General features: G+C 38.5%; 19 protein-coding genes. 16 read left to right on the forward strand and 3 right to left on the reverse strand.

Annotation, left to right across the window (positions count from 1 at the left end; translation table 11 throughout):
* Positions 1-6: 6 nt before the first annotated feature.
* The 16 genes from recN to lacG all read left to right on the forward strand — a co-directional run bounded on the left by recN (position 7) and on the right by lacG (position 16,620).
* A complete protein-coding gene (gene recN, locus QM923_RS02350) occupies positions 7-1,674 on the forward strand; it encodes a DNA repair protein RecN (protein ID WP_414290724.1) in 1,668 nt (555 codons plus the stop codon).
* Complete coding sequence (locus QM923_RS02355; protein WP_414290725.1) at positions 1,675-2,403, forward strand: metallophosphoesterase family protein; 729 nt, start codon at positions 1,675-1,677, stop codon at positions 2,401-2,403.
* A gap of 81 nt (positions 2,404-2,484) precedes the next feature.
* Positions 2,485-4,308 (forward strand): translation elongation factor 4, encoded by a 1,824-nt coding sequence (lepA, locus tag QM923_RS02360; protein ID WP_036757546.1) that lies wholly within the window; start codon positions 2,485-2,487, stop codon positions 4,306-4,308.
* Positions 4,309-4,485: 177 nt separating this feature from the next.
* A complete protein-coding gene (locus QM923_RS02365; RefSeq protein ID WP_414290726.1) occupies positions 4,486-5,097 on the forward strand; it encodes a hypothetical protein in 612 nt (203 codons plus the stop codon).
* A 186-nt stretch (positions 5,098-5,283) separates the two neighbouring features.
* Complete coding sequence (locus QM923_RS02370) at positions 5,284-5,760, forward strand: PTS sugar transporter subunit IIA (RefSeq protein ID WP_414290727.1); 477 nt, start codon at positions 5,284-5,286, stop codon at positions 5,758-5,760.
* A gap of 41 nt (positions 5,761-5,801) precedes the next feature.
* Positions 5,802-6,107 (forward strand): PTS sugar transporter subunit IIB, encoded by a 306-nt coding sequence (locus QM923_RS02375; protein ID WP_006148587.1) that lies wholly within the window; start codon positions 5,802-5,804, stop codon positions 6,105-6,107.
* 44 nt (positions 6,108-6,151) lie between these two features.
* Positions 6,152-7,627, forward strand: coding sequence for a PTS galactitol transporter subunit IIC (locus tag QM923_RS02380; protein ID WP_074324129.1), 1,476 nt, complete (start codon positions 6,152-6,154; stop codon positions 7,625-7,627).
* Positions 7,628-7,721: 94 nt separating this feature from the next.
* The gene (locus tag QM923_RS02385) at positions 7,722-8,615 is read left to right on the forward strand and encodes an aldose 1-epimerase family protein (protein WP_414290728.1); all 894 of its coding nucleotides are present in this window, start codon (positions 7,722-7,724) and stop codon (positions 8,613-8,615) included.
* Positions 8,616-8,878: 263 nt separating this feature from the next.
* Positions 8,879-9,304: a galactose-6-phosphate isomerase subunit LacA gene (gene lacA / locus QM923_RS02390; RefSeq protein ID WP_006148584.1), complete on the forward strand. Its 426-nt coding sequence runs from the start codon at positions 8,879-8,881 to the stop codon at positions 9,302-9,304.
* A 148-nt stretch (positions 9,305-9,452) separates the two neighbouring features.
* Positions 9,453-9,968: a galactose-6-phosphate isomerase subunit LacB gene (lacB, locus tag QM923_RS02395; RefSeq protein ID WP_001216925.1), complete on the forward strand. Its 516-nt coding sequence runs from the start codon at positions 9,453-9,455 to the stop codon at positions 9,966-9,968.
* Positions 9,969-9,978: 10 nt separating this feature from the next.
* Positions 9,979-10,908: a tagatose-6-phosphate kinase gene (locus QM923_RS02400; protein WP_414290729.1), complete on the forward strand. Its 930-nt coding sequence runs from the start codon at positions 9,979-9,981 to the stop codon at positions 10,906-10,908.
* Between the two features lies 1 nt (position 10,909).
* Positions 10,910-11,890, forward strand: a complete 981-nt coding sequence (gene lacD, locus QM923_RS02405; RefSeq protein ID WP_006152000.1) for a tagatose-bisphosphate aldolase — start codon at positions 10,910-10,912, stop codon at positions 11,888-11,890.
* 231 nt (positions 11,891-12,121) lie between these two features.
* Positions 12,122-12,958: a PRD domain-containing protein gene (locus QM923_RS02410; protein ID WP_414290730.1), complete on the forward strand. Its 837-nt coding sequence runs from the start codon at positions 12,122-12,124 to the stop codon at positions 12,956-12,958.
* Between the two features lie 33 nt (positions 12,959-12,991).
* Positions 12,992-13,309, forward strand: a complete 318-nt coding sequence (locus tag QM923_RS02415) for a PTS lactose/cellobiose transporter subunit IIA (protein ID WP_414290731.1) — start codon at positions 12,992-12,994, stop codon at positions 13,307-13,309.
* Complete coding sequence (locus QM923_RS02420; protein ID WP_414290732.1) at positions 13,309-15,000, forward strand: lactose-specific PTS transporter subunit EIIC; 1,692 nt, start codon at positions 13,309-13,311, stop codon at positions 14,998-15,000. The genes QM923_RS02415 and QM923_RS02420 overlap by 1 nt, the downstream gene beginning before the upstream one ends.
* A gap of 213 nt (positions 15,001-15,213) precedes the next feature.
* Positions 15,214-16,620: a 6-phospho-beta-galactosidase gene (gene lacG / locus QM923_RS02425; protein ID WP_414290733.1), complete on the forward strand. Its 1,407-nt coding sequence runs from the start codon at positions 15,214-15,216 to the stop codon at positions 16,618-16,620.
* Positions 16,621-16,659: 39 nt separating this feature from the next.
* On the opposite strand, the gene QM923_RS02430 is transcribed toward lacG, so the two are convergent.
* The 3 genes from QM923_RS02430 to nrdE all read right to left on the reverse strand — a co-directional run bounded on the left by QM923_RS02430 (position 16,660) and on the right by nrdE (position 20,817).
* Positions 16,660-17,427, reverse strand: a complete 768-nt coding sequence (locus QM923_RS02430) for a DeoR/GlpR family DNA-binding transcription regulator (RefSeq protein ID WP_414290734.1) — start codon at positions 17,425-17,427, stop codon at positions 16,660-16,662.
* Between the two features lie 130 nt (positions 17,428-17,557).
* Positions 17,558-18,520, reverse strand: a complete 963-nt coding sequence (gene nrdF / locus QM923_RS02435; RefSeq protein WP_004253599.1) for a class 1b ribonucleoside-diphosphate reductase subunit beta — start codon at positions 18,518-18,520, stop codon at positions 17,558-17,560.
* Between the two features lie 137 nt (positions 18,521-18,657).
* Positions 18,658-20,817, reverse strand: coding sequence for a class 1b ribonucleoside-diphosphate reductase subunit alpha (gene nrdE / locus QM923_RS02440; RefSeq protein ID WP_414290735.1), 2,160 nt, complete (start codon positions 20,815-20,817; stop codon positions 18,658-18,660).
* Positions 20,818-20,883: the final 66 nt, after the last annotated feature.

Raw genomic sequence — 20,883 nt, forward strand, 5'->3', positions numbered from 1 at the left:
GACCTTATGTTACTTGAAATTTCAATTAAAAACTTTGCCATCATTGAGGCTATTTCACTTAATTTTGAGAAGGGAATGACAGTTCTGACGGGGGAAACCGGTGCTGGGAAGTCTATCATCATCGATGCTATGAATATGATGCTGGGAGCCAGAGCCACAACGGACGTCATTCGTCATGGAGCTCCTAAGGCTGAAATCGAAGGTCTTTTCTCGGTTGAAAACAGTCATGCTTTGCAAATGATTTTTGATGAGCAAGGAATAGAGTTAGGTGATGAAATCATCATCCGTCGTGAAATTTTACAAAACGGTCGTAGTGTTAGTCGTGTCAATGGACAGATGGTTAATCTATCTGTTCTTCGCTCAATTGGACAGTATCTGGTTGATATCCATGGCCAACATGATCAAGAAGAGTTAATGCGTCCCCAATTGCACATTCAGATGCTTGATGGGTTTGGTGATGCAGATTTTCTGGAACTGAAGCAAGCCTACCAGACAAACTTTGATGCTTATCGTAAAATGCGCAAGCAACTTCTTGACATTAAGAAAAATCAAGAAGAGCACAAGGCTCGTATTGAAATGTTGGAATTTCAAATGGCTGAAATTGAATCTGCGTCCTTACAGCCAGGTGAAGACCTCAAACTAAACCAAGAACGAGATAAACTTCTTAATCATAAAAATATTGCTGACACGTTGACGAATGCTTATACAATGTTAGATAATGAAGAATTTTCAAGTCTAGCTAACGTGCGTTCAGCTATGAATGATATGGAAAGTATAGAAGAGTATGATGTAGAATATCGTGAAATATCTACTTCCTTATCTGAATCTTATTATGTTCTAGAAGATGTTACTAAGCGTTTAGAGGATATTATTGAAGATTTAGATTTCGACGGTAATCGCTTGATGCAGATTGAAAGCCGTTTAGATCTCATTCACGCCATTACACGTAAGTATGGTGGGAATGTTGACGATGTCTTGATGTACTTTGCTAAAATCACAGAAGAATACAACCTTTTGACTGGCAATCATTTATCTTCAGATGATATGGAAGCAGAACTCAAAAAGTTGGAAGTAAGTCTAGTTGACTTAGCAACTAAGCTTGCATCTGCTCGACATAACTTAGCTCAACAATTAGAAATTGAGATTCAGCAAGAACTCAAAGACCTTTATATGGATAAGGCTCGATTTCAGGTTCAATTTACTAAAGGTAAGTTTACTCGTGAAGGAAATGAAAGTGTTGAATTTTACATCTCCACCAACCCTGGAGAAGACTTTAAACCATTGGTTAAAGTAGCTTCTGGAGGAGAGTTATCTCGCCTCATGTTGGCGATCAAGTCTGCTTTTTCTCGTAAGGAAGGTAAGACCAGTATTGTATTCGATGAAGTGGACACAGGAGTTTCAGGTCGTGTGGCTCAAGCAATCGCTCAAAAGATTCATAAAATTGGTCAGAATGGTCAAGTATTAGCTATATCACATCTTCCTCAAGTCATTGCGATCGCAGATTATCAGTTCTTTATTGAAAAGATTAGTAATGACCATTCAACTGTTTCAACAGTTCGCTTATTGTCAGTTGAAGAAAGAGTAGAAGAAGTTGCCAAGATGTTGGCAGGGGAGAATGTGACTGAAGCAGCACTTAGTCAAGCGAGAGAGTTGTTGCAAAGTAAGGAGAAATAAATGACAGACTATTATGTTATTGGAGATGTTCACGGAAAAGCAGGAATGCTCGAGGATCTTCTAAAAACTTGGGATGGCAAGACTCAATTACTCTTTCTTGGAGATTTGATTGATAGAGGAGAAGATAGTCGTCGTGTTCTTGAAATGGTCAAAGACTTGGTAGAAAATCAAGGAGCGATTTGCATTTCAGGAAATCACGAGTACATGTTTTTAACTTGGTTGGATAATCCTGAAGAAAGCTATGACCATTATCGTCGTAATGGTGGAGATACAACCATTAATTCTATTTTGGGGCGTCCACTGGATGCACCAGTAGATGGAGTAGCAGATGCTAAGCGTGTTGAGACGGAAGCTACAGACTTAGTAGAATTTATCCGTCAGATGCCATTCGTGATTGAAACAGATCAGTATATCTTTGTTCATGCAGGAATTGATTTAACTTTGGATGATTGGCATGAAACTACAGATTACAAGAAAGTCTGGCTCAGAAAACCATTCCACGAAGCAGTTAATCATACAGGGAAAACAATTGTCTTTGGGCATACACCTGTCTATGGACTTTTGGAACAAAAACCAGGAACTGCAGAACTTTGGATGACAGAAGATGGAAAAATCGGAATGGATGGAGGAGCTGTCTATGGTGGTGTCCTTCATGGAATTGTCTTTACTGACCAAGGTATGACAGAGCATTATTTCATTGAAAATGACGGCTTTGTTGCTGAAGATTAATACTCTCTACAGGGTATTATGGTCTTGTCAAAAACATAAAAACAATTTATAATTAATAGATACCCTGAAAGGAAGAGAATCTTGAATTTAGAAGAATTGAAAAAACGTCAGGAGAAGATCCGAAACTTTTCCATTATCGCGCATATTGACCATGGGAAGTCAACATTGGCAGACCGTATTTTGGAGGCTACAGAGACGGTTTCTAGTCGTGAAATGCAAGCTCAGCTTCTAGATAGTATGGACCTTGAGAGAGAGCGTGGAATTACTATCAAACTCAATGCCATCGAGCTTAATTATACTGCCAAAGACGGCGAGACCTATATTTTCCACCTGATTGACACACCGGGACACGTGGACTTCACTTATGAGGTATCACGTTCTCTAGCTGCCTGTGAGGGCGCAATTTTGGTCGTTGATGCCGCTCAAGGGATTGAGGCTCAAACATTAGCTAACGTTTACCTTGCCTTAGATAATGATTTGGAGATTCTTCCAGTTATCAATAAGATTGACTTGCCTGCTGCAGATCCAGAGCGCGTGCGTACAGAAATTGAAGATGTCATCGGTCTGGATGCTAGTGAGGCTGTATTAGCTTCAGCAAAAGCTGGTATTGGTATCGAAGATATTTTAGAGCAAATTGTCGAAAAAGTCCCTGCTCCAACAGGAGACGTATCAGCACCATTAAAAGCCTTGATTTTCGACTCAGTATACGATGCTTATCGTGGCGTTATCCTCCAAGTTCGTGTCATGGATGGTGTTGTTAAGCCAGGTGATAAGATTCAGCTCATGAGCAATGGTAAAACCTTTGATGTTACCGAAGTGGGAATCTTCACACCCAAAGCAGTAGGACGTGACTTCCTTGCGACAGGTGATGTTGGTTATATTGCAGCATCTATCAAGACTGTTCAAGACACTCGTGTCGGTGATACAGTTACCTTGGCGGCAAACCCTGCTTCAGAACCCCTATCTGGATACAAGCAGATGAATCCGATGGTTTTCGCAGGTCTTTATCCAATCGAGTCAAATAAATACAACGACCTTCGTGAAGCCCTTGAAAAATTGCAGTTGAACGATGCTAGTCTTCAGTTTGAACCCGAAACATCGCAAGCTCTTGGTTTTGGTTTCCGTTGTGGATTCTTGGGTCTCCTTCATATGGATGTTATTCAGGAACGTTTGGAGCGTGAGTTCAACATTGACCTTATCATGACTGCACCATCCGTTATATACAAGGTCAATCAGACTGATGGTGAGTCTATGGATGTATCGAATCCATCCGAGTTTCCTGATCCTACAAAGATTGCGACCATTGAAGAACCATATGTTAAAGCACAAATCATGGTACCACAGGAATTTGTAGGAGCAGTTATGGAACTAGCTCAGCGCAAACGTGGTGACTTTGTGACGATGGACTATATCGATGATAATCGTGTCAATGTTATCTATCAAATTCCACTTGCTGAAATTGTCTTTGATTTCTTTGACAAGCTCAAATCTTCAACACGTGGATACGCAAGCTTTGACTATGAATTGTCAGAGTATCGTCCATCTAAACTGGTTAAAATGGATATCCTTCTCAATGGGGACAAGGTGGATGCTCTTAGCTTTATCGTTCACAAGGACTTTGCTTATGAACGTGGAAAACTCATCGTTGATAAACTCAAGAAAATCATTCCACGTCAACAGTTTGAAGTTCCAATCCAAGCAGCTATTGGACACAAGATTGTAGCTCGTACAGATATCAAAGCTCTTCGTAAGAACGTTCTTGCCAAGTGTTATGGAGGAGATGTTTCGCGTAAACGTAAACTTCTTGAAAAACAAAAAGCTGGTAAAAAGCGCATGAAAGCTATTGGATCAGTAGAAGTTCCTCAAGAAGCCTTCCTGTCTGTTCTTTCTATGGATGAGGAGTAATACTCTCCCAAGATTATCAAATATTAAAACGCTCTAAATAGAGCGTTTTTTACAACTTAAATAAGAAGAATGAGTAATAGTAGATTAAAACTTCTATTCGAAAATCCTCCCATTTTACAGTTTATCTTTGACACTTTGATGTTCTTACTTTAGAATAGAAGTGAAAGGAGAAGGATCATGAAAAAAATCGTCAGCTTATCTACACTTTTAGTGTGTTGCCTTTGCCTCGCTGCTTGTAATACTTCAAAAACTAAGAAAGAAGCAGCCTCAGATACAACAACAGTCCAGGAAACTACCACTGCACAAGAAACAACAACTGTAGCCGAATCAACAATTAAAGATACACAGGTAATTGGGTCAGATGCTTACGGCTACGTAAAGGTTCCAAAATCATGGATTCATTTTACAGAAGTTGAGAGTGGTGATGATATTCAGTACTGTGATGGAACGGACATCAATATCGTAACTCTAAATACTTTTAAACCAGAGCACCTTGGTGTTAGTGAAAGTGAATATGCTGCTCTTGATGCTGTTCAAGTCTCTACTAGTGTTTATCAAACTAAACAACAGAGTAAGGACTTCTCTAAAGTTTGGGGATCTAAGTCAAAAATTGGTGGTTATGACGCCTATGTCGTAAACTGTATTGCTAAAAATGGTAAATATCTAGTGATCTGGATCTTTAAATCAGACGATGGTAAGTTTAGATACGTTTCTCTAGAAGGAACACCTGAAGTTTTAAAGGATATGCTTCCATTGATTGAACAAAGTTGGACTACGAAAAAAAATTAATAGATAAAAAAACAGGATGTATGTCCTGTTTTTTTCTTTCTTTTTTCAAAACTATTTAAAATTATTTGTTGTTTAAAATCAAACAAAAAAAATAAAAATCAAACAAAATACAACAAAAAATATTGACAACGGTTTCATATAGTGATATACTTGTATCATAAAAGTTAAATATGAAGGGAGAAGGTCATGGGATTAGATCATTTCTTCAGCAAAGAATTAGTTTTTTGTTTAGAAGCAGATAATCAAGAGCAACTCTTTGATCAAGTTGCAACCCTATTAGAAGAAAAGAAAGTTGTTACGGATACCTATCGATCGGCATTGATTGAACGTGAAAAAATGTTCCCAACTGGTTTAGATATGGAATTTCTTGGGAAGGACTTGCCGAATGTAGCAATCCCTCACACAGACACGATTCATAATTTAACTGAAAACGTTGTTGTGGTTCGCTTAGCGAAACCAGTAACATTCCACAACATGATCGCTCCTGACAAGGAAGTAGAAGTATCATTACTCTTCTTTATCATCAATAATTCAAGTTCGAGTCAAACTAATATTCTTGCTCAATTGATGGACTTCTTTACAGGTAATGGTCATCTAGAAGCACTTTCTAAGATTACAGAACCAGAAGCTTTGTTCCAGTATATCTCAGAAGCAACTGCTTAAATTCATAAATAAATAGTAAATAAAAATCGGAGGAAATCCAAATGATTAAAATTCTTGCTGCATGTGGTGCAGGTGTCAACTCAAGCCACCAAATCAAAAGCGCTCTAGAAGAAGAGCTCTCAAATCGTGGATACGATGTACAGTGTGACGCAGTTATGGTAAAAGATGTCAATGAAGATTTGATTAAAGGTTATGATATCTTCACACCAATTGCTGCAACTGACCTAGGTTTTGACCCTGGTATCCCAGTAGTTGAAGCTGGCCCAATCTTGTTCCGTATTCCAGCAATGAGCGCTCCAGTTTATGACAATATTGAAGCAGCAATCAAAGAACACGGTCTAAGCTAATTATTAATTTGTAAATATTCCATAAAAATAAAGGGAGGAAAATTATGGATTTCATTATTGAGTTGGCCAATAAAGTATTCAAGCCAATCTTGGATATGGGTGGCCCAATCATCATGCTGATCATTTTGACAGTATTGGCTTTACTATTTGGAGTGAAATTCTCCAAAGCACTTGAAGGTGGTATTAAACTTGCCATCGCGCTTACTGGTATCGGTGCTATCATCGGAATGCTTAACGGAGCTTTCTCAGCTTCTCTTGCAAAATTCGTTGAAAATACCGGTATTCAATTGAACATCACCGACGTTGGTTGGGCACCACTTGCTACAATCACTTGGGGTTCTGCCTGGACACTCTACTTCTTGCTTGTCATGTTGATTGTCAACATTGTAATGCTTGCAATGAAGAAAACTGATACACTTGACGTCGATATCTTTGATATCTGGCACTTGTCTATCACTGGTCTTTTGATTAAATGGTACGCTGACAACAATGGAGTTAGCCAAGGAGTTTCACTCTTCATCGCGACTGCAGCAGTTGTCCTTGTAGGGGTTCTTAAAATCATCAACTCTGACTTGATGAAACCAACATTTGATGACCTGCTTAACGCACCAAGTTCATCACCAATGACTTCAACTCACATGAACTACATGATGAACCCAGTTATCATGGTTTTGGATAAGATTTTTGATAAACTCTTCCCAGGTCTTGATAAATACGACTTTGATGCTGCTAAATTGAACAAGAGAATCGGTTTCTGGGGATCTAAATTCTTCATTGGTTTCATCCTTGGTATCGTAATCGGTTTGATGGGAACTCCACATCCAGTTCCTGGTGTTGAAGGTGCTGAAAAATGGGAACTTGTCATTAAAGGCTGGTTGTCACTTGGTTTGACTGCCGGTGTCTGCTTGGAGCTCTTCTCATTGATCGGTTCATGGTTCATCGCAGCCGTAGAACCACTTTCACAAGGTATTACAAACGTTGCTACTAAACGTCTTCAAGGACGTAAATTCAACATCGGTCTTGACTGGCCATTTATCGCTGGTCGTGCTGAAATCTGGGCTTGTGCCAACGTACTTGCACCAATCATGTTGGTTGAAGCTGTGCTTCTTTCTAATGTCGGAAATGGTATCTTGCCACTTGCTGGTATCATTGCGATGGGTGTGACTCCAGCTCTCTTGGTAGTTACTCGTGGTAAATTGCTCCGTATGATTATCTTCGGAACACTCTTGTTGCCACTCTTCCTTCTTTCAGGTACACTTATTGCACCATTCGCAACAGAACTTGCTAAAGGTGTAGGTGCCTTCCCAGAAGGTGTGAACCAATCACAATTGATTACTCACTCAACTCTTGAAGGACCAATCGAAAAACTATTTGGTTGGGCAATCGGTAACGCTACAACTGGTGATATCAAAGCTATTCTTGGCGCAGTAGTATTCCTTGTATTCTACGTTGGTATCTTTGCATGGTACAGAAAACAAATGATCAAACGTAACGAAGAATACGCAGCAAACGCAAAATAATTTGCTCCTAAAAATGTAAATTGTAAAAACTAGGTTGTCAGTTTCCACTATGGAGCAGCAACCTAGTTTTTTTAGAAAATTGGAGGTAAGACTTATGATTGTATTAAAATCAGATCAATTATGTGTTGAGTTTCAAACACTTGGAGGCGCCCTTTCTTCCATAAAGGACAAGGAAGGCGTAGAGTATTTGTGGCAGGGGGATCCAACTTATTGGAGTGGGCAAGCACCCGTATTATTTCCAATATGTGGTTCAGTAAGAAATGATACGGTCCTTTATGATAATGAAGATGGTAGTCAAAAAGAAGGAAAAATCCCTCGACATGGTCTAGTAAGAAAAAAAGAATTTACATTAGAAGAACAAACAGATAATTCTGTTACATTCGCTATTGAAGACGATGAAGAAATGTATGCAAATTACCCTTATCATTTTCGTTTAGAAATCACTTATACAGTAACTGGAAAAACCATACGTACTCAGTATAAAATCTATAATAAAGAATCAGAAAAATCGATGCCATACTTTATTGGTGGGCATCCTGGTTTTAACTGTCCCTTACTAGATGACGAGGTATATGAAGATTACTATCTTGAATTTGAAAAGCCAGAAACATGTACAGTTCCAAAACCTTTTCCAGAAACAGGAATGTTAGATTTCAAAGATAGAAGTTCTTGGTTAAATAATCAAAAAGAAATAGACTTGAATTATGACTTCTTTAGCTATGATGCTGTGACATTAGATGAGTTGAAATCTCGAACAGTAGCTTTGCGTTCACGAAAACATGATAAAGGTTTGAAACTAGATTTTAAAGAGTTTCCAAATTTAATCATATGGTCAACTCTAAATAAAGGCCCTTTTATCGCCTTAGAACCATGGTCAGGTTTGTCTACTTCAATAGAAGAAGGAGATAGACTGGAAGATAAGAAAGATGTTAGGATTATAAAACCTAGTGATTTTGATCAGGTTGGATTTGATATCGAGATTTTATAAAAAAATAAACAAAAACAAACATAAATTGTTGACTTTTCCAACTAATAGTAGTATATTATGTTTATAAAGAACAATTTGTGTTTATTTTAACAAGATTACTGTTCTGGCTTTTCTCTGAAGAAAGCTTATTAAGAAACGAATAAGATATTTATTCTTAATTTAAATTATTGTCAACAAAACTACTAGTAACTATTTGAAAAAGGTCTCTTTTAGGCTAGAATCAGAAAGTTTTACTGGTCTATTATAAAAAAGGAGTATACAATATGGCTATTGTTATTGGTGCAGATGCTGCAGGTTTAAGATTGAAAGAAGTTGTAAAAGACTTCTTGGAAAAAGAAAACTTCCACGTAGTGGATGTTACAGCAGAAGGTCAAGACTTTGTTGATGTAACTCTAGCAGTTGCGGAAGAAGTCAAGAAAGAAGAACAAAATCTTGGTATCGTCATTGATGCTTATGGTGCAGGTCCGTTTATGGTTGCTACTAAAATCAAAGGAATGGTTGCTGCAGAAGTTTCTGATGAACGTTCAGCTTATATGACTCGCGGTCACAACAACTCACGTATGATTACGATGGGTGCTCAACTTGTTGGTGATGAATTAGCTAAAAACATTGCTAAAGGCTTTGTAAATGGTAAATACGACGGCGGTCGTCACCAAATCAGGGTCGACATGTTGAACAAAATGTGCTAATACTCTTCAAAAATCAAGATAATCTGTCGTCAGCTCACTTTAGCTAACCTCAGTTATGCTCGCAGTTCGCTTCCTAAGCTAATCTTGATTTTTCTTGAGTAAGGATAAATGATATTAGATTTATATAATTAATCGGAGGGAATAACTAATGAGAATTGCAATTGGATGTGATCACATCGTAACTAATGAAAAAATGGCGGTTTCAGAATTTTTGAAATCTAAAGGACATGAAGTCATCGACTTTGGTACTTATGACCACGCTCGTACCCACTATCCAATCTTTGGTAAAAAAGTTGGTGAAGCAGTAGTTAGTGGCCAAGCTGATCTTGGTGTATGTATCTGTGGTACTGGTGTAGGTATCAATAATGCTGTTAACAAGGTTCCTGGTGTTCGTTCAGCATTAGTTCGTGATATGACAACAGCTTTATATGCAAAAGAACAATTGAATGCCAACGTAATCGGATTTGGTGGTAAAATCACTGGTGAATTGCTCATGTGTGATATCATTGAAGCTTTCATCAACGCTGAATACAAACCATCAGAAGAAAACAAAAAATTGATCGCTAAAATCCAACACGTTGAAACTCATAACGATCATCAAACGGATGCCAACTTCTTTACAGAATTCCTTGAAAAATGGGATCGCGGTGAATACCACGACTAAGAGGTGACTTATGATTTTAACAGTCACAATGAACCCATCCATTGATATTTCCTATCCTTTGGATGAATTGAAAATTGACACTGTCAACCGTGTTGTAGATGTCACTAAAACGGCTGGTGGTAAAGGTCTTAACGTTACTCGTGTCCTATCAGAATTTGGTGACTCCGTAGTCGCAACAGGGCTTGTCGGTGGTAAACTTGGTGATTTTTTAGTAGAGAATATTGATGATAAAGTAAGCAAACGTTTCTTCTCTATTCAAGGTGAAACCCGTAACTGTATCGCAATTCTACATGGAGAAAACCAAACAGAAATCCTAGAAAAAGGTCCTGAAGTTCAAGAAAAAGAAGGTCAAGATTTCTTGGCTCATTTCAAAGAACTTTTAGAGACTGTAGAGGTAGTGGCCATTTCAGGTAGTCTACCTGCAGGACTTCCAGTTGATTACTATGCTAGTTTAGTTAAACTTGCTAATCGCGCAGGAAAACCAGTTGTTCTAGACTGTTCAGGCGCTGCACTTCAGGCGGTTCTTGAATCTCCACATAAGCCAACAGTTATCAAACCAAATAATGAAGAATTATCTCAACTTTTGGGAAGAGAAATTTCTAAAGACTTGGATGAATTAAAAGAAGTCCTTCAAGAACCACTATTTGATGGAATCGAGTGGATTATTGTTTCCTTAGGTGCTAACGGAGCATTCGCTAAACACGGTAACACTTTCTACAAAGTAGATATTCCAAGAATTCAAGTAGTAAATCCAGTCGGTTCTGGTGATTCTACAGTGGCAGGTATTGCTTCAGGTCTTTTCCATAAAGAAACGGATCAAGAACTGTTGATCAAGGCAAATGTCCTTGGTATGCTTAATGCTCAAGAAAAAATGACCGGTCATGTCAATATGGCTAACTATCAAGGTCTATATGACCAATTAATTGTAAAAGAGGTATAAAATGGTTTTAACAGAAAATAAACGCGCTTGTATGCAAAAACTCTCTGATGAGAATGGTATCATCTCAGCTCTCGCCTTTGACCAACGTGGTGCTTTGAAACGCCTCATGGCTCAATACCAAACAGAAGAGCCAACAGTTGCTCAAATGGAAGAACTTAAAGTATTGGTAGCAGATGAATTGACTAAATATGCTTCATCTATGCTACTTGACCCTGAGTACGGACTTCCAGCTACAAAAGCTCTTGATCCAAATGCAGGTCTTCTCCTTGCTTATGAAAAAACAGGATACGATACAACAAGTACAAAACGCTTGCCAGACTGCTTGGACGTTTGGTCTGCAAAACGTATCAAGGAACAAGGTGCAGATGCTGTTAAGTTCTTGCTTTACTATGACGTAGATAGCTCTGATGAACTTAACCAACAAAAACAAGCCTACATCGAACGTATCGGTTCTGAGTGTGTAGCTGAAGACATTCCATTTTTCCTTGAAATCTTGGCTTACGATGAAAAGATTGCGGATGCTGGTTCTGCAGAATACGCTAAAGTAAAACCACGCAAGGTTATCGGTGCTATGAAGGTCTTCTCAGACCCACGCTTTAACATTGATGTCTTAAAAGTGGAAGTTCCAGTTAACGTTAAATATGTTGAAGGATTTGGCGATGGCGAAATCGTTCATACACGTGAAGAGGCAGCAGCCTTCTTTAAAGCTCAAGACGAAGCTACTAACTTGCCATACATCTACTTGAGTGCAGGTGTATCAGCTAAGCTCTTCCAAGAAACTCTTGTATTTGCCCACGAATCAGGTGCAAACTTCAATGGTGTTCTTTGTGGACGTGCAACATGGGCTGGATCAGTTGAAGCTTATATCAAAGACGGTGAAGCAGCAGCTCGCGAATGGCTTCGTACAACTGGTTTTGAGAACATCGATGAACTCAACAAAGTTCTTAAAACAACAGCAACTTCATGGACCGAACGTGTGTAACTTTCCACCCTTTTTATGTCTAAAACCCAGCTAAAAAACTTTTAAAAAAAGTTGTATGTAAAGGTTTACAAAATAAAAAACTTGTGCTATACTTAAGTCACAAGTTAATAAGAGTGAGTGTTACTAAGTAATATTAGGCATGATCACAGATGACTCAGAAATTTATTTTCAGGGTCATTTGTGGTCATTTTTTATGCTCTAGCTCTTAAATGAGAGAACAAGGAGGTCGACATGTATCGGATATTAAATCCAATGAATAACAATGTTTCTCTTGTGCGGAACGGAAACGGTGAAGAGCTTGTAGTAATTGGGAAAGGGATTGCCTTTGGGAAAAAGAAAGGTGATTTGATTTCCGAAGAGCAAGTTGAAAAAGTTTTTCGGATGAAGACTGAAGAATCTCGAGAAAATTTTATGACTCTGCTCAAGGATGTTCCGTTAGACTTTATTACCGTTACTTATGAAATTATCGATAATCTTTCAAAAAAATACCAATATCCTGTTCAAGAGTACCTCTACGTAACCTTAACAGACCATATCTATTGTTCTTATCAAGCGATTAGCCAAGGGCGTTATAAGGATAGTAATTTACCTGATATTTCAAAGGAGTATCCTATTGCTTTTCAAATAGCTCAAGAGTCTTTTGAAATCTATAATAGTAAACTATCTGGTAATTTACCAAAGGATGAAATAAAAAGAATAGCCTACCACTTTATTAATGCCGAGGGTGAGAATGAGGTAGAAGTTGCAGAAGCTATTGATAAGAGAAAGGAAATCATAAAGAAGGTTGAGAGTCTTCTCAGGAGCTATGACATTCAAAGAACCCATGAAAATAATAATTTCTACGATCGTTTTATGATTCATCTAAATTATTTCTTGGATTACCTTGATCGTAGTCGCGATGATAATCAATCCTTGCTCGATATGGAAGAACATATAAAAAACACCTATCCAGAAGCATTCGAGATTGGTAGCAAAATTTATGAAGTCATTGCTCAGGAAACGGGTGTTGATCTTTATAAGAGTGAACGAGTTTACCTTGTTCTACATATTCAACGTTTATTGTCATAATATTACTAAAAATTATATAAGGAGAAATCTATCATGAATAGAGAAGAAGTAACATTGTTAGGTTTTGAGATTGTTGCCTATGCTGGCGATGCTCGTTCAAAACTCTTAGAAGCTCTGAAAGCTGCTGAAGCTGGTGATTTTGCAAAAGCGGACGATCTGGTAGAGGAAGCTGGTAGCTGTATTGCTGAGGCTCACCACGCCCAAACAAGCTTGTTAACAAAGGAAGCTGCAGGTGAAGATTTAGCCTATAGCGTGACCATGATGCATGGCCAAGATCACCTGATGACAACAATCTTGCTAAAAGATTTGATGCATCATTTAATTGAACTTTATAAAAGAGGAGCTAAATAATGAATAAGTTAATTGCCTTTATCGAGAAAGGAAAACCTTTCTTTGAAAAACTATCTCGTAATATCTATCTTCGTGCTATTCGTGATGGATTTATCGCAGGAATGCCAGTCATTCTATTCTCAAGTATTTTTATCTTAATTGCCTTTGTACCAAATTCATGGGGCTTCCAGTGGTCAGATGATGTAGTGGCACTATTGATGAAACCTTATAGCTATTCAATGGGTATTCTCGCACTTTTGGTTGCTGGTACAACTGCTAAATCTTTAACAGACTCTGTTAACCGTAGCATGGAAAAAACCAACCAAATCAACTATATGTCAACTCTATTAGCTGCTATTGTTGGGTTATTGATGTTGGCAGCTGACCCAATTGAAGGGGGCTTTGCAACAGGTTTCCTCGGAACAAAAGGTTTACTTTCAGCTTTCCTAGCAGCCTTTGTGACTGTAGCAATCTATAAGGTTTGTGTGAAGAATAATGTTACTATTCGAATGCCTGACGAAGTTCCACCAAATATCTCACAGGTCTTTAAAGATGTTATTCCATTTACGCTTTCTGTCGTTTCCCTATACGGTCTTGACTTACTTGCTCGTCATTTTGTTGGTGCAAGCGTAGCAGAATCAATCGGTAAATTCTTTGCGCCTCTATTCTCAGCAGCAGACGGTTATGTTGGTATTACGATTATTTTCGGTGCCTTTGCATTCTTCTGGTTTATTGGTATTCACGGCCCATCTATCGTTGAGCCTGCGATTGCAGCGATTACTTATGCAAATGCCGAAGTCAACTTGAACCTTCTTCAACAAGGTATGCACGCTGATAAGATCCTTACATCTGGTACACAAATGTTTATCGTCACTATGGGTGGTACTGGTGCAACTCTTGTGGTTCCATTCATGTTTATGTGGTTGTGTAAATCGAAACGAAATCGTGCTATTGGACGCGCTTCAGTAGTTCCTACATTCTTTGGTGTAAACGAACCAATCTTGTTTGGTGCACCACTTGTTTTGAACCCAATCTTCTTTATCCCATTCATCTTTGCACCAATTGCAAACGTATGGATCTTTAAGTTCTTTATTGAAACACTTGGCATGAACTCATTTACTGCCAACCTTCCATGGACTACACCAGGACCTCTTGGTATTGTTCTTGGTACAAACTTCCAGTTCTTATCATTCGCTCTTGCAGCATTGTTAATTGTAGTAGATATTGCTATTTACTATCCATTCCTCAAGGTTTATGATGAACAAATTCTTGAAGAAGAACGTTCAGGTAAAGCTAATGATGAATTAAAAGAAAAAGTTGCAGCAAACTTTAACACTGCAAAAGCAGATGCCATTCTTGAAAAAGCTGGAGTAGAATCAGCAAAAAATACAATTACTGAAGAAACAAATGTCCTCGTTCTTTGTGCGGGTGGAGGAACAAGTGGTCTTCTTGCCAATGCTTTGAATAAAGCCGCAAAAGAGTATAAAGTTCCAGTTAAAGCTGCAGCAGGTGGCTATGGAGCCCACCGTGAAATGTTGCCAGAATTTGACCTCGTTATCTTGGCGCCTCAGGTTGCTTCCAACTTCGAAGATATGAAGGCTGAAACAGATAAACTAGGCATCAAATTGGCTAAGACTGAAGGAGCTCAATACATTAAGTTGACTCGTGATGGTAAAGGCGCTCTCGCATTCGTTCAAGCTCAATTCGATTAACGATAAGGACTGTGAAACAGTCTCCTATCGTAACGGAAATCGCTATGGCGATTTTCCTAATCGCCTTGTTAATTCGTCGGTAAAAATATATCGTTTTTACCTCCTCATGTCACAATTCGGTGGCTTGGAACAAGAAGTGAGATGGAGATGGATGGCTCACTAACTCCTCTCCACTCACTTTTCATTTTATACAATCAAGAAATAGGTGAAAAAATGACAAAAACACTTCCTAAAGATTTTATTTTTGGTGGGGCAACGGCCGCCTATCAAGCAGAAGGAGCTACCCATACTGACGGAAAAGGACCAGTTGCTTGGGACAAATACTTAGCAGACAACTATTGGTATACTGCTGAACCAGCAAGTGATTTCTACCATAAATATCCAGTAGACTTACAGTTGGCTGAAGAATATGGCGTAAACGGAATTCGTATTTCTATTGCTTGGTCACGTATTTTCCCAACTGGCTATGGTGAAGTAAATCCTAAAGGTGTCGAGTTTTATCATAATTTATTTGATGAATGCCACAAGCGCAATGTAGAACCTTTTGTAACCCTCCATCACTTTGATACACCAGAAGCTCTTCACTCAAATGGAGATTTCTTGAATCGTGAGAATATGGACCATTTTGTGGACTATGCAGCCTTCTGTTTTGAAGAATTCCCAGAAGTAAACTACTGGACAACCTTCAATGAAATTGGCCCAATCGGTGATGGTCAATACTTGGTTGGTAAATTCCCTCCAGGGATTCAGTATGACCTTGCCAAAGTCTTCCAATCTCACCACAATATGATGGTTTCTCATGCACGTGCTGTGAAATTGTACAAAGACAAAGGCTACAAAGGTGAAATCGGGGTTGTTCACGCCCTTCCAACTAAGTACCCATTGGATCCTAAAAATCCTGCAGACGTACGTGCTGCTGAGTTGGAAGATATCATCCACAACAAATTTATCTTGGATGCCACTTACCTCGGACACTATTCAGATGCAACCATGGAAGGTGTAAATCACATTCTTTCAGTTAATAGTGGTGAGTTGGATCTTCGAGACGAAGACTTTGTGGCACTTGAAGCAGCTAAAGACCTGAATGACTTCCTTGGAATTAACTACTACATGAGTGATTGGATGGAAGCATTTGATGGTGAAACTGAAATCATCCACAACGGTAAAGGGGAAAAAGGAAGCTCTAAGTACCAAATTAAAGGTGTTGGTCGACGAGTAGCTCCTGACTATGTACCTCGCACTGACTGGGACTGGATCATTTATCCTCAAGGGCTATATGATCAGATCATGCGTGTGAAGGCGGATTATCCAAACTATAAGAAAATCTACATTACTGAAAACGGACTTGGCTACAAAGATGAGTTTGTGGACAATACGGTTTACGATGATGGCCGTATTGATTATGTGAAACAACACTTGGAAGTATTGTCTGATGCGATTGCTGATGGTGCAAACGTCAAAGGATACTTCATCTGGTCACTCATGGACGTCTTCTCATGGTCTAATGGTTATGAAAAACGTTACGGACTCTTCTACGTTGATTTCGATACACAAGAACGTTATCCTAAGAAATCAGCTCATTGGTACAAGAAAGTAGCAGAAACAGGCCTTATTGAGTAAATATAACGATAAAAAAAGTCTCACCATTGGTGAGACTTTTTAAGGTGTCGATTTAATAATCTTTGTTTGTTTGGACAAAGTTTTTAGGGTTTCTTGGCTAAGTTTTGAATCTGAAATAATCGTATCAATATCAGCGATATTATAGAAAGTATAAAAATCAAACTTATCAAATTTACTGTGGTCAGCAAGAAGAATCTTTTTATTAGCATTATTTAATGCTAGCTTTTGTACTTCGCCTTCATCTTCGCTAAAAGTAGCGATAGCATGATCTTTTATACCATTGCAACTAACAAAAGCTTTAGAGTATTGAAGACTTTCGATATCTTGGAGCGTTAAGGTTCCGACAAAGGCACCGGTGATTTCCCGATAATTCCCACCAATCAAAATTAAATCAGTCAGTTTTCGTTCATTCAAGATAATGAAAACAGGAAGGCTATTTGTTACCACACGAATATTATCTATCGGAAGTTCACGCGCAAAGAACTCAAGAGTAGTACCTGGACCGATAAAAATCGTTTCTCTTTCTTCGACTAAATGACCAGCAAATTTTGCAATTTCTTGTTTTTCAGCAATCTGAAGACCTTGTTTTTCGACATTCGAGCGTTCATTTGCTAATAGAGAACCAGAACGAAGTTTTTCAGCACCTCCATGCACTCGAACAAGTAGATCCTTGTCAGCTAACTCTTGCAGATAACGTCGAGCAGTCATATCAGAAATATCTAAACGATTCATTATTTCTTTGACTGTGATGGTTCCTCTTGTATTGACAATCTCTAAAATCACATCTAGTTTTTCTTGTTTTAGCATTGAATCACCCCCATATCCAATATCATTTTATCACATTTAAAACATCTAAGCAACTTAAATAAAACAAAAATAAACAAAAACAAAAAACATCTGTGTTTGTTTTTAACTCAGATGTTTTTATATTTTTTAATTAGTCTAATCCGTAGTTATAATCATCGTCCTGCATAGCTTCAACTTCACCAAGTAGATATCCGTTACCAACTTGAGAGAAGAAGTCGTGGTTGGATGTACCAGTTGAAATCCCGTTCATAACGATTGGATTGACATCGTCAGCTGAGTCAGGGAAGAGAGGATCTTGTCCTAGATTCATAAGAGCTTTATTGGCATTGTAGCGAAGGAAAGTTTTAACCTCTTCAGTCCAACCAACACCATCATATAAACTCTCTGTATAACCTTCTTCATTTTCATAAAGTGTGTAGAGCAGGTCGTACATCCAGTCTTTTAACTTTTCTTGCTCTTCTTCTGGTAATTCGTTGAAACCAAGTTGGAATTTATAACCAATATATGTTCCGTGAACTGACTCGTCTCGAATAATGAGTTTGATGATTTCAGCAACGTTTGCTAACTTGTTATTTCCTAGATAGTAGAGTGGAGTGAAGAAACCAGAGTAGAAGAGGAAGGTTTCAAGGAATACACTAGCCACTTTCTTTTCAAGTGGTGTTCCGTTAAGGTAAATCTCATTGATGATTTGTGCCTTTTTCTGAAGATATGGGTTTGTATCAGTCCATTCAAAGATTTCTTCAATCTCAGTCTTGGTATTCAAGGTTGAGAAAATAGAAGAATAAGATTTAGCATGGACAGATTCCATAAATTGGATGTTGTTAAACACAGCTTCCTCATGTGGTGTACGGATATCTGCACGTAACGCTTGAACCCCTGTTTCAGACTGCATGGTATCCAAAAGTGTCAAACCGCCAAAGACTTTTCCTACCAAGTCTTTTTCTTTATTTGATAACTTTCTCCAGTCATCTAAGTCATTAGATAAGGGAATACGTGTATCCAACCAAAATTGTTCAGTTAGTTTCTCCCATGTTGATTTATCGATGACATCTTCGATGGCATTCCAGTTAATGGCTTTGTAGTAAGTTTCCATTACAAATCTCTTTCTTTTGATTTTATTAAAATAGTGATGAATGTTCTAGCCTTGTGTGATTAGGTTACCGCACAAAAAGTCGGTACTCCGACTTTTTGATGTTACCTTATCTTTGTAAACAAGATTTTTGTGAGATTTTAAATCACACAGCTTTCACATTGGTTAGCACCAACTTCACCGCCGTCATCTGTGTAGGTACGAACGTAGTAGATAGACTTAATGCCCTTGTTAAAGGCGTAGTTACGAAGGATAGATAGGTCACGTGTTGTTTGTTTGTTCTCTTTCTTCCATTCGTAAAGACCTGTTGGGATATCACTACGCATGAAGAGAGTGAGTGAAAGCCCTTGGTCTACGTGCTCAGTTGCAGCAGCGTAGACATCGATAACTTTACGCATATCCATGTCATAGGCAGAAGTGTAGTAAGGAATAGTTTCAGTTGATAATCCTGCAGCAGGATAGTAAATCTTACCAATTTTCTTCTCTTGACGTTCTTCAATACGTTGAGTAATTGGGTGGATAGAAGCAGACACATCATTGATGTAGCTGATAGAACCATTTGGTGCTACAGCAAGACGGTTTTGGTGGTAAAGTCCATCTGCTTTAACTTTATCACGAAGTTCAGCCCAATCAGCTGCAGACGGGATAAAGATTCCATCAAAGAGTTCTTTAACACGATCAGATTTTGGAACAAATTGACCAGACGTATACTTATCGAAATAAGTACCATTTGCATAGTCTGATTTCTCAAAGTTGTGGAAGGTAATGCCACGTTCACGCGCAATATTGTTTGATTCTACCAAAGTCCAGTAATTCAAAAGCATAAAGTAGATGCTTGTAAATTCAACAGACTCAGGAGATCCATATTCGATTAATTGCTGAGCAAGATAGCTGTGAAGCCCCATAGCACCAAGTCCAAATGTATGAGCTTGACTATTTCCGTGGTCGATAGTTGGAACAGCAACGATGTGAGAGCTATCTGTTACAAAGGTCAAAGCGCGAACCATTGCACGAATAGAACGTCCAAAGTCAGGTGATGTCATCATATTTACAACGTTGGTTGAACCAAGGTTACATGAAACGTCAGTACCCATTTGAAGGAATTCTTGCGCATCGTTGATAAGACTCGGCTCTTGGACTTGAAGAATTTCTGAACACAAGTTACTCATGATAATCTTACCATCGACAGGATTTGCACGGTTAGCAGTATCGATATTGACTACGTAAGGATAGCCAGATTCTTGTTGCAATTTAGAAATTTCTGTTTCTAAATCACGGGCCTTAATTTTTGTCTTACGGATGTTTGGATTTGCCACCAATTCATCGTATTTTTCTGTGATATCGATGTAGTTAAAAGGTACGCCATACTCTTTCTCAACAGAATAAGGACTGAAGAGGTACATTTCCTCATTCTTACGTGCTAATTCGTAGAATTTATCTGGTACCACAACACCAAGTGAAAGAGTCTTGACACGAACTTTTTCATCAGCATTTTCTTTCTTAGTAGAAAGGAAAGCAATAATGTCTGGGTGGAAGACGTTAAGGTAAACAACCCCAGCCCCTTGACGTTGACCAAGTTGGTTAGAGTAAGAGAAGCTGTCTTCGAAAAGCTTCATAACCGGTACGACACCAGAAGCAGCCCCTTCATACCCTTTGATAGGTGCTCCAGCTTCACGAAGGTTGCTGAGGGAAATTCCTACACCACCACCGATACGTGAAAGTTGAAGAGCTGAGTTGATAGAACGTCCAATAGAGTTCATATCATCTGTTACCTGAATCAAGAAACAGGATACCAATTCACCACGACGTGCACGGCCCGCATTCAAGAAAGAAGGTGTAGCAGGCTGGTAACGCTGGTGGATGATTTCATTGGCAATATCAATTGCGATAGCTTCGTCACCATCAGCAAAGTAAAGAGCGTTAAAGAAGACACGGTCTTCCATGCTCTCAAGATAGTACTCTCCGTCATTAGTTTTCAAGGCATATTGATTGTAAAACTTGTATGCTGCCATGAAAGACTTGAATTGGAAGTTTTGATCCTTAATAAATTGGTAAAGCTCTTCTAAGAATTCTGGACGATATTTCTTGATAAACGCCGTTTCGATATAGTCTTGTTTAATAAGGTAATCGATTTTATCAGTGATAGAATCAAAAACCATAGAATTTGGTACAACATTTTCTTTAAAGAAAGCGTCCAAGGCTTCTTTATCTTTGTGGAGCATGATTTGTCCATTAACAGGACGGTTGATTTCATTATTTAGGCGGAAGTAAGTTACATCCTCAAGTTGTTTTAATCCCATAAAATTTCCTTTAATTCATTACAAAAGAAAGGCTTCTAAGATTGACATAGAAGCTTTTAATCCTGA

This window comes from Streptococcus infantis, from assembly GCF_047463275.1.
GTDB lineage: Bacteria > Bacillota > Bacilli > Lactobacillales > Streptococcaceae > Streptococcus > Streptococcus infantis_AF.

Coding starts and splice junctions, on each gene's coding strand:
- recN (WP_414290724.1), top strand. CDS start 7: ATGTTACTTGAAATTTCAATTAAAAACTTTGCCATCATTGAGGCTATT.
- QM923_RS02355 (WP_414290725.1), top strand. CDS start 1,675: ATGACAGACTATTATGTTATTGGAGATGTTCACGGAAAAGCAGGAATG.
- QM923_RS02365 (WP_414290726.1), top strand. CDS start 4,486: ATGAAAAAAATCGTCAGCTTATCTACACTTTTAGTGTGTTGCCTTTGC.
- QM923_RS02370 (WP_414290727.1), top strand. CDS start 5,284: ATGGGATTAGATCATTTCTTCAGCAAAGAATTAGTTTTTTGTTTAGAA.
- QM923_RS02375 (WP_006148587.1), top strand. CDS start 5,802: ATGATTAAAATTCTTGCTGCATGTGGTGCAGGTGTCAACTCAAGCCAC.
- QM923_RS02380 (WP_074324129.1), top strand. CDS start 6,152: ATGGATTTCATTATTGAGTTGGCCAATAAAGTATTCAAGCCAATCTTG.
- QM923_RS02385 (WP_414290728.1), top strand. CDS start 7,722: ATGATTGTATTAAAATCAGATCAATTATGTGTTGAGTTTCAAACACTT.
- lacA (WP_006148584.1), top strand. CDS start 8,879: ATGGCTATTGTTATTGGTGCAGATGCTGCAGGTTTAAGATTGAAAGAA.
- lacB (WP_001216925.1), top strand. CDS start 9,453: ATGAGAATTGCAATTGGATGTGATCACATCGTAACTAATGAAAAAATG.
- QM923_RS02400 (WP_414290729.1), top strand. CDS start 9,979: ATGATTTTAACAGTCACAATGAACCCATCCATTGATATTTCCTATCCT.
- lacD (WP_006152000.1), top strand. CDS start 10,910: ATGGTTTTAACAGAAAATAAACGCGCTTGTATGCAAAAACTCTCTGAT.
- QM923_RS02410 (WP_414290730.1), top strand. CDS start 12,122: ATGTATCGGATATTAAATCCAATGAATAACAATGTTTCTCTTGTGCGG.
- QM923_RS02415 (WP_414290731.1), top strand. CDS start 12,992: ATGAATAGAGAAGAAGTAACATTGTTAGGTTTTGAGATTGTTGCCTAT.
- QM923_RS02420 (WP_414290732.1), top strand. CDS start 13,309: ATGAATAAGTTAATTGCCTTTATCGAGAAAGGAAAACCTTTCTTTGAA.
- lacG (WP_414290733.1), top strand. CDS start 15,214: ATGACAAAAACACTTCCTAAAGATTTTATTTTTGGTGGGGCAACGGCC.
- QM923_RS02430 (WP_414290734.1), bottom strand. CDS start 17,427: ATGCTAAAACAAGAAAAACTAGATGTGATTTTAGAGATTGTCAATACA.
- nrdF (WP_004253599.1), bottom strand. CDS start 18,520: ATGGAAACTTACTACAAAGCCATTAACTGGAATGCCATCGAAGATGTC.
- nrdE (WP_414290735.1), bottom strand. CDS start 20,817: ATGGGATTAAAACAACTTGAGGATGTAACTTACTTCCGCCTAAATAAT.